The organism is Cobetia sp. MC34, assembly GCF_018340035.1.
GTDB classification, from domain to species: Bacteria; Pseudomonadota; Gammaproteobacteria; order Pseudomonadales; family Halomonadaceae; genus Cobetia; species Cobetia amphilecti.
Map to the genome: position 1 here is coordinate 1 of NZ_JADPPY010000014.1, position 13,598 is coordinate 13,598.

Sequence of the window (13,598 nt, forward strand, 5' to 3'; positions counted from 1 at the left end):
CGACAGAAGAGCAGCATTTGGGCATGATTCAGCGGGCCGTTACGGCGTAGATAGCGCCCCTGGTGCGAGAACCCAACGGCCAGCCACTTCAAGCCGCCTGATCAGGGCACTCGTGAATAAGGCGGGGAGATGGCATCGTCTTCATGTTCGACATTGAAGGCAGCGATCTTGTCGATATGGCTCCATCGCATCATCTGGGCCAGACTGCACTGGGTGCTGTCGATCAGCACCAGGCAGGGAGATGACGGCAGTGGGGCTTCATGGTGGCAGGCCTCGACGACACATTTCAGTGTCTCTTGCAGGTACTCGACGAACAGTTCGGTCTGCGGTGAAGGGCTTGTCACGAACAGGACTCTGGTAGCAGTCATGGGGCGCTCCTGTCGCAAGCGTTTTGGGGGGCTCATCATCAGCAGGCTGAGGCGGAGACATGAATCCACGGTGATTCGATGGTTGTCTTGAAGTCTAGTCGAGTGACACCTGGGGGCTGGCGCTGCGCATAGTGTTAGATGGCATAACGCCCATTTCTTTTATTTCCCACTTAAAGGCTATACAAAACATCGAGTTACGGGTTTTTTTCGGTTGATGTTTACTTGCTTGAGCCGCGAGGCACAGACAAATCCTGCACAGGCATTAGCCCGCGCTGAGGCAGATAGCCTGTATCGGCCTGTCAGTCTTCAAGTTGAGCACATGAGTGACATCGGCCCATGACATCATGGATCTCAGTCGTGCCTGGCGCAGACCCCTCGCGTGTACGCACCGGACTCACGCGCTAGAATGGGGTGCTGCAAGCGCCTCGCCCGTGTGACTCACACGCGGCCGCATTCTCGTTGTTCCTACCCCGGAGATTCACATGTCCGCTTCTTCTCTCGTACTGGCCAGTGGCAATGCCGGCAAGCTACGTGAATTTTCCCACTTGCTCGCACCGCTGGGGATCGAACCGATGCCTCAAGGGCAGCTGGGAGTGAGTGACGCCGAAGAGACAGGGCTGACCTTCGTCGAGAATGCGTTGATCAAGGCGCGCCACGCCGCAGAGGTCACCGGCCTGCCGGCGCTGGCAGATGATTCCGGGATCGAAGTCGATGCGCTGGGCGGGGAGCCGGGCATCTATTCCGCACGCTTTGCCGCGCGGCGTCAGCAAGGTAGCGGTGATGGTGACAACAACGCCGCCCTGTTGGCAGCGCTTGAGGGCGTGCCTGAGCAAGCGCGTACGGCGCGCTACTGGTGCGTGCTCGTCTATCTGCGCCATGCGGCAGACCCGGTGCCGATCATCGTTCAGGCCAGTTGGGAGGGACGTGTCCTTGACGCGCCACAAGGCGAGGGTGGCTTCGGCTATGACCCGCTTTTCTGGCTGCCGGAGCATGGCATGACCGCCGCGGCCCTGGATGCCGAGACCAAGAACCGTCTCAGCCACCGGGGACGTGCGATGCAGCAGTTGCTCGAGGCGCTTGCCGCGCAGAGCGGTCAGGCGTGATGTCCGCCGCGAACCTGCCGCCTCTGTCGCTCTATATTCACGTGCCGTGGTGCGTGCGCAAGTGCCCCTACTGTGACTTCAACTCCCACGGGGTCGGGCGTGATGCCGGCTTGCCTGAAGAGGAGTACATCACGGCGCTGCTGGCCGATCTCGATCAGGACCTGCAGTTGTTGCAGGGTCAGCCCGAGCGTGAATTGCAAAGCATCTTCATTGGCGGCGGCACGCCGAGTCTGCTGAGCGGGGCGGCTTACCAGCGACTGTTCGATGGCCTGCGGGCGCGCATGACGTTCTCTGCCGACTGCGAGGTCACGCTGGAGGCCAATCCCGGCACGCTGGAGCAGGGCCGCTTTGCCGCCTATCGCGCCGCCGGCATCAATCGCTTGTCATTGGGCGTGCAGACCTTCCAGCCGGAGCAGCTCGAGGTGCTGGGGCGCATCCACTCCGCTGAAGAAGCCGGGCGCGCGGTGGCCAGCGCACGGGCGGCGGGCTTCGACAATTTCAATATCGATCTGATGCATGGCCTGCCGGGCCAGACATTGGAGACCGCGCTGGATGATATCCGGCGTGCCTTGGCACTCAAGCCGACCCATCTGTCCTGGTATCAATTGACGCTGGAGCCGAATACCGAGTTCTATTCGCGCCCGCCGGTACTGCCGGAAGATGATCTGCTGTGGGATATCCAGGATCACGGTCACGCCGAGCTGGAGGCTGCCGGTTTCCGTCGTTACGAGATTTCCGCCTATGCCCTTGAAGGGCGCAGCGCGCGTCATAACCTCAATTACTGGAAATTCGGTGATTACCTGGGCATCGGAGCGGGCGCGCATGGCAAGTTGACGTTGTTGAAGACCGACTCGGCAGGGAACTTGAACGGCGAGTTGCAACTCCAACGCCATTGGAAAAGTCGTCAGCCTGAAGCGTACTTGCGCAGGATGCAGGACCCTCGCGGGTTCGTGGCGGGTCAGCAGGAAATTGACCGCGATGAGCTGGCGCTGGAGTTCATGATGAATGCACTGCGCTTGACCGGGGGTGTCAGCTTCGAGGATCTGCGCCGCACGACCGGGCTGGATCGCGAGGCATTGGAGCCGGGCCTGAGCCAGGCGCGCGCGCGCGGGCTCATCGTTGAGGATGACGTGCTGTTGCGCGCCACGCCCCAGGGCTTATTGTTCCTCAATGACCTGCTGGCCATGTTCGACACCTGATTGATCAGGCATTATCGGAGGTATGACGATTATTTGCGCAATTGTCGTCTTGCCTTTAATGAGTGTGTAGATAGGGAGCGTTACCATGAAGAAGTCTGTACTCCTGGCCCTGCCGTTGGCAGCCGCCGTCGCGATGGCGGGTTGTTCCACGACCAACCCGTATACCAATGAGCAGCAGACCTCCAGTGCGGCGAAGGGTGCCGGCATCGGCGCGGTCGTCGGCGCAATCGCCGGGGCGACCAAGAGTGGTAACCATCGTCTCGACAAGGCGCTGATCGGCGCCGCTGCGGGTGCCGCCGCGGGCGGTGGTATCGGCTATTACATGGATGTTCAGGAAGCCAAGCTGCGCGATCAGCTGCAGGGCACCGGTGTCAGCGTGACTCGTGTGGGCGACCAGATCATCCTCAACATGCCGTCCAACGTCACCTTCGGCTCCGACTCCAGCACCCTGTCCGGCCAGATTCAGCCGGTCATGGATGGTGTCATCACCGTGCTCAAGGAATACGACGAGACTCGCGTCAACATCGCGGGCTATACCGATTCCACCGGTGCCAGCAACTACAACCAGAATCTGTCCGAGCTGCGTGCTCAGGCCGTCGGCAACTATCTGGCCAGTGGTGGCATCGCCTTCAACCGTCTGAACATGCTCGGTTATGGTGAAGCCAGCCCGGTGGCATCCAACGACACCGCCTCCGGGCGCGCCCAGAACCGTCGCGTCGAGATCACGCTGACGCCGATGGAAAGCTGAGACCCATCAGCTGTCATGGCGACATGATGGTGAATGACCACGAGGCCTGCGCATTTGCGTGGGCCTCGTTGCTTGGCAAGCACGGCTTTTGGGGTGACAAGTGATCATCTCTGCTATCCTTCAGCCCCTTCGGCGGCCTTGTCTGGTTTTCCTCTCGTCGCCGCCCCCCGATTTCTATCTGCTGCCTCGCTGGATGTGGCAGATATCGCCGTATCAAGGAGGCGCTCTTGCTCGCCTATCAGCACGCCTATCACGCTGGCAATTTTGCCGACCTGCACAAGCACCTGCTCGCCACCACCCTGGCCGAGCAGCTATTACGTAAAGAATCCCCCGTTACGTTTATCGACACTCACGCCGGTCGTGGCTGGTATCCGCTGGCGGCCCGCGAGACGGAACAGCTGCGCGAATACGAGCAGGGCGTTCTGCCGTTGTGGCAGGTGCGTGATCGCTGGTTGACCGATGCGGGTGAGCCGAAATCCCCGTCAGCTGACAAGCCGCTGGCTCGCTGGCTGGCACGGCTGGCGGACATGCAGCCGGATGCCGCCAAGGGCAGCGCCAGCGAGCTGAGCGTCTATCCCGGTTCGCCCTGGTGGCTGAGCCAGTCGCTGCGTCGCGGCGATCGCCTGTTGGCCTATGAGCTGCATCCGGGCGAGATCTACCACTTCGATCAGGCGCCGGTGCAGCGTGACAGCCTCGGCAAGGTCATGCGTCGTCAGCAGGATGGTCTGTCCGGTCTGTTGGCGGCCGTGCCGGTCACCACGCCGCGCGTCGCCGTGCTGATCGACCCCAGCTATGAGCTGAAGAATGATTATCGTGATGTCGCCGAGGTCGTGGTCGAGACCCTGCGCAAGTCACGTCATGCCACCATCATGATCTGGTATCCGCTGCTGCCGGCGGGTCGTCAGCATGATCTGCTCGAGCGTCTCAAGAAGCATTCGCCGGCACCGATGTGGCGCAGTGAGCTGACGATCGATTCGCCGGAAGGCGAGCACGGCATGTACGGCTCCGGCATGCTGGTGATCAATCCGCCGTGGCAGTTCGATCGTCAGTTCTCCACCGCCATGCAGGAAGTGGTCGAGGTGCTCAAGGGCGCGCTGCCGGCTCCGCAGTCGGTTGCCGTCGAGCACAAAGGCCTGTGGTGGTTGTCGGAGGAGGTCGCCCGCGAACGCAGCGAGCCCAAGCCGATGCCGCGTGAGCGCCTGCTGTCACTGCGCAAGCTCAACCAGAAGGTCAAGCGCGACAGCGATGTCGAGGTGACCCAGGCCAAGCCCAAGCGCGAGAAGCTCAAGCGCGGTGAAGGCTGGGCCAAGCCTCGCGTGCGCAATGACAGTGCGACGCCCAAGGCCAAGGGCAAGCGTCATTCCGCGACTGCCAAGCCCAAGACCAGCATCAAGGCGCAGGTCAAGGATGAGGTGCATGGGCATTCCGCGCCGAGCCAGAAGCGCGTCAGCGAGAAGCCTGCCGAGCGCAAGTCGACGGCCGCTGTCGAGCCGACTCGTCCGCGTGGCAAGGGCGAGACGGCAGGCAAGGGAGCGGGCAAGGACTCTGCCAGCTGGAGCGACTGGTCCTCCAGCGTGCCGGGCAAGGGCCGCCGCGAAGGCTCCACGCGGGTCAGCATGCGCAGCACGCCGGCGATCGGTCGTGATGGTCAGGTCAACCCGAACAGCACGACCAAACTGCCCAGAAAGTACGCGGCCAAGCAGCGACCTGAAGACAATAAGGATGTCGGCAAGCCGCTGGATGCGCGTGAAGCGCGTGCCCTGCGTGAGAAGCAGGAAAGCAATGCCATGAGAGGCAAGGCAGCCCCAGGCAAGGACAGCTCTGGCAAGTCAGCGCCTGGCAAAGACAGCTCTGGCAAGACTCAGGGCACCAAGCCACGCGGCCCGCGCAAGCCGTGATGACAGGTGTGAATGCAGAACGCTGAGTGCCATATCATGAGCTCGGATTGACAACGCCCCCATAGGCCATGCCTGTGGGGGCGTTTGCATTGTGGGGCGTCTAGATTGTGGGGCGTCTAGATCGCGGGGCCGCTTGCATCGTGGGGCGTTTGTATTGTCGAGGATGTTGGCCTGCCTGATCAGTGCGCGATGTCTTCTCGCCATAACCGCCGATAGAGGCCGGGTTCTGCCATCAGAGCATCATGGCTCCCCAGCTGGGTGATGCGGCCCTGTTCCAGCACCAGCAGGCGGTCCGCATCGCGCACCGTGGCAAGCCGGTGTGCCACCACGATCAAGGTCACTTCGCCACGCAGCTCATGCAGTGCCTGCTGCAACAGGGCTTCGGTATGGCTATCGATGCTGGCGGTGGCCTCATCCAGCAACAGCACGCGTGGTGTCGTGACCAGTGCGCGTCCGAGCGCCAGCAATTGGCGCTCGCCCGTGGAGAGACTGAGGCCGCGCTCGCCCAGCAAGGTGTCGAGCCCCAGCGGCAGACTATCGACCAGCGGCGCCAGATGCGCTTTGTGCAGGACCCGTGACAGGTGCTGCTGGCTGATCTCACGCCCCAGCAGCAGGTTGTCGCGCAGTGTCGTGGCGCGGATGAAGGGCTCCTGCGGGACGACGGCTATCGCGGTAGCGCGTTGTTGAGCCGACCACTCCATCAGCGGACGACCATCCAGCAGCAGCTGAGATGCCGGGGCAGGGCGCTGCCCGCTGAGCAGGTCGAGCAGGGTGGACTTGCCGCTGCCCGTCGGGCCGACCACGCCGAGAAACTCACCGCTCTCGATGGCAAGCGTCAGTCCATTGAGGGCCGGGCCCTCCGCACCCTGATGGCGAAACGTCAGCTGCTCGAGTTGATAGTGACCACTCGCTATCACGGCATTGTCCGTGTGCCCACGCGTGGCTTTCCTCGCGGCGCGCGTGTCTGGCTCAGGCGTCTCGCGTGGCCGGTCCAGCACCTCTTCCAGCCGGCCAGTCGCCACCAGCGCCGACTGGAAGACCTGCAGTCGCTGCGTGATCTGGATCAGGGGCTCGCTGATGCGCCCCAACCAGGCGATGAACGCGTAGAGCACTCCCAGTTCCGCACCGCCCCCCAGTTCGCGCAGCCCGAACACGGCGACCAGCGAGAGCGTGATCAGCATCGCCATCAGGTCGATGGCCGAACGCAACAGCAGCCCCGACACACGCACCGTGCGCATGCGCGCCTGATACTGGGAGACGTTGAGGTGGTGATAGCGCTGACTGAAGCGTTCGGTCTGGTCGCTTGCCTGCAGCACACTCATGCCGCCGATCGCCTCGGCGATTCTGGCATTCTGCAAGGCACGCAGGCGGCGCACCTCGCGTGCAGCGCGCCCGGAGAAGCGCTGATACAGCCAGATCATGCCGATGGAGAGCGGCACCAGCGCCGTCGCGATCATCGCCAGGGTGCCATCCATCAGGGCCATCGCCGACAGGATGCCGATCAACAGCACCACATTGCCGATCAGTGTCGCCAGCACCCCGATATACAGCTCCTTGAGCGACTCGGTGTCGTTGGTCACACGGGCCACCAATTCACCGGCGGCGATATTGTCGAGGGTCGATAAGGGCTGATTCAGCAGGTGTGTGAAGACTCGCTCACGGATATCGCGCACGCTGGCGAGGGCCAGACGGGAAAAGCGCAGCTGCTGGAAATAGCGCCCGGCGGCGGCGCCCAGCTGGGTGATCACGTAGATGGCCACCAATCCGGCCAGGGCCTCGGGGGCGAGGTTGCCGGGAATCAGGTAGTCATCCAGATAGCGCTGAGTCAGCCACGGGCCGAGAACATCCAGTACGGTCGCCGCGATTAGGATCAACAGCGCGCGCAGGACCTCTGCACGGCGCCTGCCCAGCGGTTGCCAGAGCAATGCCAGGCGCCGTCGGCTGAGCAGGCGAGTGCCGCTGAGGGTGTCGGGGCGTGTCGCGGCATCGTGGCTCATGAGCGCTCTGCCTTGGCATCGTCTTCGCGGTTGACCTGCTGGGCCTGCCATAGTCGCCAGTAAGCGCCGCGCGCGGCCAGCAGACTGGCGTGATCGCCCTGTTCCAGGATACACCCGTCCTCGAGCACCAGAATCTGCTGGCAGGCCTGTACGGCAGACAGACGATGGGAGTTGATGATCAGCGTGCGCTTGAGGCCGTGGTGATCGGGTTGCTGCAGGCGCGCGAGAGTCTTCAGCAGGGTGCGTTCGGTGACCTGGTCGACCGCCGACAGGGTATCGTCCAGCAGCAGGATCGGCGCCTCGCTGAGCAGGCTGCGTGCCAATGCCAGCCGCTGACGCTGGCCGCCGGAGAGTGTGATGCCTCGCTCACCCACCAGCGTCTCCAGCCCCTGGGGGAGGCGGCGCAGATCTTCCTCGAAGGCTGCGGCGCGCAGCGCCTCTCGAATTCGCTCGTCGGAGGCCTCGGGGCAGGCGAGGGCGACATTGTCGGCTACCGAGAGCGCAAACAGGAACGGATCCTGGGGGACCAGTGAGAACTGCTGGCGCCAAGCCGATAGTGTGTACTCACTCGCTTCTCTGCCGCCGAGCGTCAAGACCCCTTGCTCAGGCGTCAGAGGCCAGCTGCGCGACAGCAGACGCAGCAAGGTGGACTTGCCGCTGCCGGTCGCGCCGACGATCCCCAGACTCCCCCCTGCCGCCACCTGCAGGGAGAGGGGGCCAATGGCACGTTGCTGGCTACCCGGATAGTGGAATTCATTGATCTCAAGGCGTAGTGAATGGTCACTGACCTCGTCCAGGGTGCCGCTGTCCTCAAGGGCTTGTGGCGCGGCGTGGAAGGTGGCCAGCCGCCGTGCGGCTGCCGCGCCGCGCTGCAATATATTCAGGCACCAGCCAAGCGCGAACATCGGCCAGATCAGCTGCGCCAGATAGAGCGTGAAGCTGGTCAGTTGGCCCAGGGTGATGGCGTCATCCAGATAGCGCCAGCTGCCCACGCCCAGCGTCAGCAGCGTCGCCGCCGAGAGTGCAATGAACACCACCGGATCAAAGGCCGCCTCCAGCTTCTGGACGCGATAATCGACGGTTTCGGCGGCGGCGGCACGCTGCGAGAATCTTGCGCCTTCATCCTCCAGCAAGGCATGGCTTCTGAGCATGCGAATGCCGGCGAAGGCTTCCTGGGTCTGGTCATTCAGGTCCGAGAAGCGCTCCAGCGATTCGCGGAAACGCTCTCCGATCCGTCGTGAGATACGTGCGAAGGCCCAGGCCATGAAGGGGAAGGGCAACAAGGCGAGCAGCGTCAGTGGCACATCGATGGCGATCAGCATGATGCCGAGCACCAGCACGAAGGTCATGGCGCCATCGACGCTGGACAGCACACCTTCCGCGGCGGCCATCTCCACGGCATCGATGTCCTGACTGGCGTGCGCCATCAGGTCTCCGGTGCGGTGGCGCTGATAGAAGCCGGGGTCCAGGCGCGTCAGCTTGGCATGGAAGGCATCACGCTGCTCCGTCCCCAGCTGATAGGCGGTGCCGAACAGCGTCACGCGCCAGGCATAGCGCAGTGCATAGAGCGCGAGCCCCGCGCCTACCAGCCACAACAGGCGGCTCAGCAAGGCCTCGTGGTCGAGGCTGCCGTCACGCAACGCATCGATGGTGGCGCCGATCGCCCACGGCAACAGCAGATTCAGCCCCGCGACCCCGATCAGGAACGCGATGGCCAGCAGATAGCGGGGCCAATGGCGGGTGAAGAAGTCGAGCAGCAGGTGGCGCAACGGGGCCTCGGGGAGAGGCCCGGTAGTCAGCTCGGCGGCGGGGGCCGGCGGGGGAGAGGCACTGGAGTCACGGGACTCGCGATGGGCATCCTGCGGTCTGTTCGATGTCGCGCGTCCCGCCATGTCGGCTCCCGGTCTGCCCCTGCCCGCCTCCGCCACTCGGAGGGGTCGGCAGAGGCAGTATAACGAGAGGGAGACAGCCAGACGCAAGCACTGTCGGCAAGAGAGCCCGCCTGTGGGCGGGAGTCAGCTCGGCGCGATCACTTGCCGATGCAGAAGCTGCCGAAGATTTCCCCGAGCAGATCATCGGCGGAGAATTCGCCGGTGATCTCGGACAGCGCCATCTGGGCGGCGCGCAGGTCTTCGGCCAGCAGCTCGCCGGCGCCGGCGCCATGCAGCTGGGCCTCGCCGTTGTCGAGAGATTCGCCAGCGCGCTCCAGCGCATCCAGGTGGCGGCGGCGGGCGCTGAAGCGCCCCTCTGCCGTGCCGGTGAAGCCCATGATGTCCTTGAGGTGATCGCGCAGCGCATCGAGGCCCTGATTGTCGCGTGCCGAGATGCGCACCACGCTGGCCTGGTGGCGTGCCAGCTCGGCATCGCCATCCTGCGTTGCGGTGATGGCGGTCAGCCCCGGCGTCTCGCCGCTGGTGTCGATCTTGTTGCGGACCAGCGTCAGGCGGGATGGGTCCGGCAGGCGCGCGACGAATTCCGGCCAGATCTCCATCGGGTCCGTCGCCGAGGTGGTCGCGGCATCGACCAGCAGCAGGACGCGGTCCGCCTTCTCGATCTCGTCCCAGGCGCGCTGCACGCCGATGCGCTCGACGGCGTCCGGCGTGTCGCGCAGCCCGGCGGTATCGATGATATGCAGCGGCATGCCGTCGAGATGGATGTGCTCACGCAGCACGTCGCGGGTGGTGCCTTCGATATCGGTGACGATGGCGGTGTCCTGCTCGGTCAGCGCATTGAGCAGGCTCGACTTGCCGGCATTCGGGCGGCCGGCGATCACCACCGTCATCCCCTCGCGCATCAGAGCGCCCTGGTTGGCAGCGGCTCGCACGCCCACCAGCTCGGCCTTGACCTCATCGAGGCGCGCCGCGACATGGCCGTCGGCCAGGAAGTCGATTTCCTCTTCGGGGAAATCGATGGCGGCCTCGACGTAGATGCGCAGCTCGATCAGGCGCTGTACCAGCGCGCTGACGCGCGTCGAGAACTCGCCCTTGAGCGAGCGCAGCGCATTCTCGGCCGCCGCGCGTGAGCTGGCGTCGATCAGGTCGGCGATGGCTTCGGCCTGGGCGAGATCCAGCTTGTCGTTCAGGAAGGCGCGCTCGCTGAATTCACCGGGGCGTGCCAGGCGTGCGCCCAGCTGTACGCAGCGCTCCAGCAGCAGGTCCATGATCACCGGGCCGCCGTGCCCTTGCAGCTCCAGCACGTCCTCGCCGGTGAAGGAATTCGGGCCCTGGAAGTAGAGCGCGATGCCTTCGTCGAGGGCGATGGGGTTGCCCTGGGTATCGAGTCCCATGAAGGGGCCATAGTGGGCGCGGCGTGCCGGCGGGCATTGGCCCAGCATGGCCTGGGCGATGGCCTGACAGGCCGGACCGGAGACACGGATGATGCCGACGCCACCACGGCCGGGCGGAGTGGCCAGGGCCGCGATGGAGTCAGGCTGGTAGGCGGTAGACATGCACAAACCTCGGGCGCGAAGCCGGAATGAAGATGAAGGAGATGGCCGCTATTGTCGCGGCTGGAGGCCCGTGACAGCAAGCGGGGTGATGGGGGAAGGCGCCTTGCGGCGGGAGTGTCGGCGCAGCCCCCGGAATCAGAGCCCTGAAACGCCACGACCCCCGCCGAGGCGAGGGTCGTGGGTGAGTCATGTCAGGCGAACCTGAAAGGCATCATGCGCCTTTCTTGGCTGGCTCGGCATTCTCGATCTGACGGGTGATGACGTACTGCTGAGCGATCGACAGCGTGTTGTTGACGATCCAGTACAGCACCAGACCTGCCGGGAACCACAGGAAGAAGAAGGTGAAGACGATCGGCAGCATCTTCATGATCTTCGCCTGGGTGGGGTCCGGAGGAGTCGGGTTCAGCTGCTGCTGGATGAACATCGTCAGGCCCATGATGATCGGCAGGATGAACAGCGGGTCCTTCACTGACAGATCCTGGATCCACAGCATGAACGGCGCGTGGCGCAGTTCGACGGATTCCATCAGCATCCAGTACAGGGCGATGAAGACTGGCATCTGGATCACGATCGGCAGACAGCCCCCCAGCGGATTGATCTTCTCCGTCTGGTAGAACTTCATCATCTCCTGGGAGACCTTCTGGCGGTCGCTGCCGTACTTCTCCTTGATGCGCTGCATCTCGGGGCCCATCTTGCGCATCTTGGCCATCGAGCGATACGCGGTCGCGGACAGCGGGAACAGCACGACCTTGACCAGAACGGTCAGCAGGATGATGGAGGCACCCCAGTTGCCGACCAGCGCGTGGATGTGCTCCAGCAGCCAGAACAGCGGGTTGGCCAGGAACCACAGCCAGCCGAAGTCGACGACCAGTTCCAGGTAGGGAGCGGTCGCTTCCAGCTGGTCCTGATCCTTCGGGCCGACGAACAGGGTCGCGCCGAGCTCAGCCTGCTGACCCGCGGCGATCTGGGTCGTCGGGCTCGCGAAGGCGGCGACATTGCGGTTCTGCTTGTCGACGTTGGCGTAGTAGAGGTTCTTCTGGTTGTCAGCCGGCACCCAGGCAGACACGAAGTAGTGCTGGATCATGGACACCCAGCCACCCTGGACGTCGACATTCTTGAAGCTGCCGTCCTGGATGTCTTCGAAATCGACCTTCTGGTAGTGGTTCTCTTCAGAAGAGAACGCTGCACCCAGATAGGACTTCATGCCCATGCCGCCACCGGAGGTCGGGTCCGCGCTGTTGTCACGGGCCAGCTGACCGATGAAGCGAGCATTGACCGGCTGCTGTGACTGGTTGTCCAGCAGGTAGTCGACCTTGATCTGGTAGCTGTCCTGGCTGACGGTGAAGCGCTTGATGACCGCAACACCATTGATGTCGGCCTTCAGGTCCACTTGCAGGCTGTTGTCACCCTCGGCAAGGGTGTAGCTGTTGCTGTCGGCAGAGAAGGCGATACGGCCCTTGTGGCCATCCAGCTGCAGGCCGGACTTGGCCACGTAGCTGCGTGACTGATTGTCGGACAGCAGCACGAAGGGCGACTCGGAAGCGTTGTTCTGCTTGTGCTCGAGCAGCGCTGCATAGACCACGTCACCGCCCTGCGGATCGATACGCAGGTCCAGCACGTCAGTCTTGACTTCAATCAGGTTGTTGCTCGGGGTGCTTGCTGCGCTATCCGGCGTGGAGAGGCCGGTATCGCCATTGGCAGTCGTGCTGCTGCTTGGGGCTTCAAGGCCTTGCGCAGTGGCATTGGCGGCCTGAGAGGCAACCTGGGGAGCCTGTGTTTCCGCAGCCGGCTGGTCGTAGTCCTTGTTCCACTGGACCACCATCAGATAGGCGACAACCGCAAGCGGAATCACGAGGAGTAATCGTTTGACGTCCATGGTGTATACCCGTTGGAGGGTGAATCAATCTGGCGGGGAGTCAGATGAGTCCGGTCACGAACGGTAGGGCGTATAACGAAAAAAACGCCACATGCCGGACGCACCGGGCAGGTGTCGCGTCAGGCAGGTGGCGTTGACTTGGCCGCTTTCTGGCGTCTGGCGTCCTTCTCCAGACGAGCCCACATGCCGTCCAGCTGGCGATGCAGAGTCTCGTTGTCCAGCTCGGTCACGCCTCGCTTGGCCAGTACGACGATGTCGACGGCCGGAAGGCGCTGCTGGCGGAGGCGAATGGATTCGCGCGTCAGACGTTTGAGGCGGTTGCGATCTACGGCACGGCGCACGTTCTTCTTGCTGAACACCAACCCCAGGCGGGCATGTCCCAGGTCATTCGGACACGCCAGGGCCAGAAGCCCCTTGCCGTGTACCTTGAGGGTGGTGTGATCGAAGACGTGCCGGTAATCCCCGGCAGTCAGCAAGCGAAGCTGCCGGGGAAATCCCTGACGGGACATCCGGGCCTCGATCAGGCGCTCAGACGCTTACGGCCTTTCGCACGACGACGCTGGATGACCTCACGGCCACCTTTGGTCGCCATACGAGCACGGAAACCGTGTGTGCGCTTGCGCTTCAGGACGCTCGGCTGAAATGTGCGTTTCATAGCTGCTTCTTCCCACGTGGTTGTTTGGAAAAGGTCAACGAATGTTGCCCTGTATCCACATGAGGACAGGGCAGATTGGTCAGGGGCAGGGATTCTAGTGAATCTGCAAGTGGCTTGCAATGTCGCGTTGGAAGTTGTCCACAGCCCGTTCGCGGCATTTGACGACAGATATCGTCTACGCCGCCCGCCATATGGCGCTTCGTGTCTCACGCGGATCACGCGCAAGACAGGCCTTCGGGCACAAAAAAAATCGATTTGGCGTCCTTGAGCCTACAGGCACCGATCGCCAGGCAAGCGATCAGCGCT

11 protein-coding genes are annotated in these 13,598 nt (G+C 63.4%); 4 read left to right on the forward strand and 7 right to left on the reverse strand.

Annotated features, from left to right (window positions below; translation table 11 throughout):
• Window positions 1-101: 101 nt before the first annotated feature.
• Window positions 102-368 carry a hypothetical protein gene (locus IZU87_RS09395; RefSeq protein ID WP_213114343.1) on the reverse strand — a complete coding sequence of 89 codons (267 nt, stop codon included), beginning with the start codon at window positions 366-368 and terminating at the stop codon, window positions 102-104.
• 482 nt (window positions 369-850) lie between these two features.
• On the opposite strand from IZU87_RS09395, the gene rdgB reads away from it, so the two are divergent.
• From rdgB to IZU87_RS09415, 4 genes are all read left to right on the forward strand, one after another.
• Window positions 851-1,471 (forward strand): RdgB/HAM1 family non-canonical purine NTP pyrophosphatase, encoded by a 621-nt coding sequence (gene rdgB / locus IZU87_RS09400; protein WP_131431073.1) that lies wholly within the window; start codon window positions 851-853, stop codon window positions 1,469-1,471.
• Window positions 1,471-2,670, forward strand: coding sequence for a radical SAM family heme chaperone HemW (hemW, locus tag IZU87_RS09405; RefSeq protein WP_213114344.1), 1,200 nt, complete (start codon window positions 1,471-1,473; stop codon window positions 2,668-2,670). Before rdgB ends, hemW begins: the two co-directional genes overlap by 1 nt.
• Before the next feature lie 85 nt (window positions 2,671-2,755).
• Window positions 2,756-3,418, forward strand: coding sequence for a YiaD family glycine zipper/OmpA-like lipoprotein (locus tag IZU87_RS09410; RefSeq protein ID WP_213114345.1), 663 nt, complete (start codon window positions 2,756-2,758; stop codon window positions 3,416-3,418).
• A gap of 227 nt (window positions 3,419-3,645) precedes the next feature.
• Window positions 3,646-5,316, forward strand: a complete 1,671-nt coding sequence (locus IZU87_RS09415) for a 23S rRNA (adenine(2030)-N(6))-methyltransferase RlmJ (RefSeq protein WP_213114346.1) — start codon at window positions 3,646-3,648, stop codon at window positions 5,314-5,316.
• 179 nt (window positions 5,317-5,495) lie between these two features.
• Here IZU87_RS09415 and IZU87_RS09420 read toward each other — a convergent pair whose 3' ends face one another.
• The 6 genes from IZU87_RS09420 to rpmH form a co-directional block, all read right to left on the reverse strand.
• On the reverse strand, window positions 5,496-7,313 hold the full coding sequence (locus IZU87_RS09420) for an ABC transporter ATP-binding protein (RefSeq protein WP_249330516.1): 1,818 nt from the start codon (window positions 7,311-7,313) through the stop codon (window positions 5,496-5,498).
• Window positions 7,310-9,205, reverse strand: a complete 1,896-nt coding sequence (locus IZU87_RS09425; RefSeq protein ID WP_213114347.1) for an ABC transporter ATP-binding protein — start codon at window positions 9,203-9,205, stop codon at window positions 7,310-7,312. Before IZU87_RS09425 ends, IZU87_RS09420 begins: the two co-directional genes overlap by 4 nt.
• A gap of 137 nt (window positions 9,206-9,342) precedes the next feature.
• Window positions 9,343-10,761, reverse strand: coding sequence for a tRNA uridine-5-carboxymethylaminomethyl(34) synthesis GTPase MnmE (mnmE, locus tag IZU87_RS09430; RefSeq protein WP_131431077.1), 1,419 nt, complete (start codon window positions 10,759-10,761; stop codon window positions 9,343-9,345).
• A 211-nt stretch (window positions 10,762-10,972) separates the two neighbouring features.
• Complete coding sequence (gene yidC, locus IZU87_RS09435; RefSeq protein WP_213114348.1) at window positions 10,973-12,637, reverse strand: membrane protein insertase YidC; 1,665 nt, start codon at window positions 12,635-12,637, stop codon at window positions 10,973-10,975.
• Window positions 12,638-12,756: 119 nt separating this feature from the next.
• Window positions 12,757-13,146 carry a ribonuclease P protein component gene (rnpA, locus tag IZU87_RS09440; protein ID WP_052384306.1) on the reverse strand — a complete coding sequence of 130 codons (390 nt, stop codon included), beginning with the start codon at window positions 13,144-13,146 and terminating at the stop codon, window positions 12,757-12,759.
• Between the two features lie 11 nt (window positions 13,147-13,157).
• Window positions 13,158-13,292, reverse strand: coding sequence for a 50S ribosomal protein L34 (rpmH, locus tag IZU87_RS09445; protein ID WP_043331656.1), 135 nt, complete (start codon window positions 13,290-13,292; stop codon window positions 13,158-13,160).
• Between the last annotated feature and the right edge of the window lie 306 nt (window positions 13,293-13,598).

Bases quoted from the DNA above. Each gene is read 5' to 3' on its own strand.
- IZU87_RS09395 (WP_213114343.1), bottom strand. From the start codon at position 368: ATGACTGCTACCAGAGTCCTGTTCGTGACAAGCCCTTCACCGCAGACC.
- rdgB (WP_131431073.1), top strand. From the start codon at position 851: ATGTCCGCTTCTTCTCTCGTACTGGCCAGTGGCAATGCCGGCAAGCTA.
- hemW (WP_213114344.1), top strand. From the start codon at position 1,471: ATGTCCGCCGCGAACCTGCCGCCTCTGTCGCTCTATATTCACGTGCCG.
- IZU87_RS09410 (WP_213114345.1), top strand. From the start codon at position 2,756: ATGAAGAAGTCTGTACTCCTGGCCCTGCCGTTGGCAGCCGCCGTCGCG.
- IZU87_RS09420 (WP_249330516.1), bottom strand. From the start codon at position 7,313: ATGAGCCACGATGCCGCGACACGCCCCGACACCCTCAGCGGCACTCGC.
- IZU87_RS09425 (WP_213114347.1), bottom strand. From the start codon at position 9,205: ATGGCGGGACGCGCGACATCGAACAGACCGCAGGATGCCCATCGCGAG.
- mnmE (WP_131431077.1), bottom strand. From the start codon at position 10,761: ATGTCTACCGCCTACCAGCCTGACTCCATCGCGGCCCTGGCCACTCCG.
- yidC (WP_213114348.1), bottom strand. From the start codon at position 12,637: ATGGACGTCAAACGATTACTCCTCGTGATTCCGCTTGCGGTTGTCGCC.
- rnpA (WP_052384306.1), bottom strand. From the start codon at position 13,146: ATGTCCCGTCAGGGATTTCCCCGGCAGCTTCGCTTGCTGACTGCCGGG.
- rpmH (WP_043331656.1), bottom strand. From the start codon at position 13,292: ATGAAACGCACATTTCAGCCGAGCGTCCTGAAGCGCAAGCGCACACAC.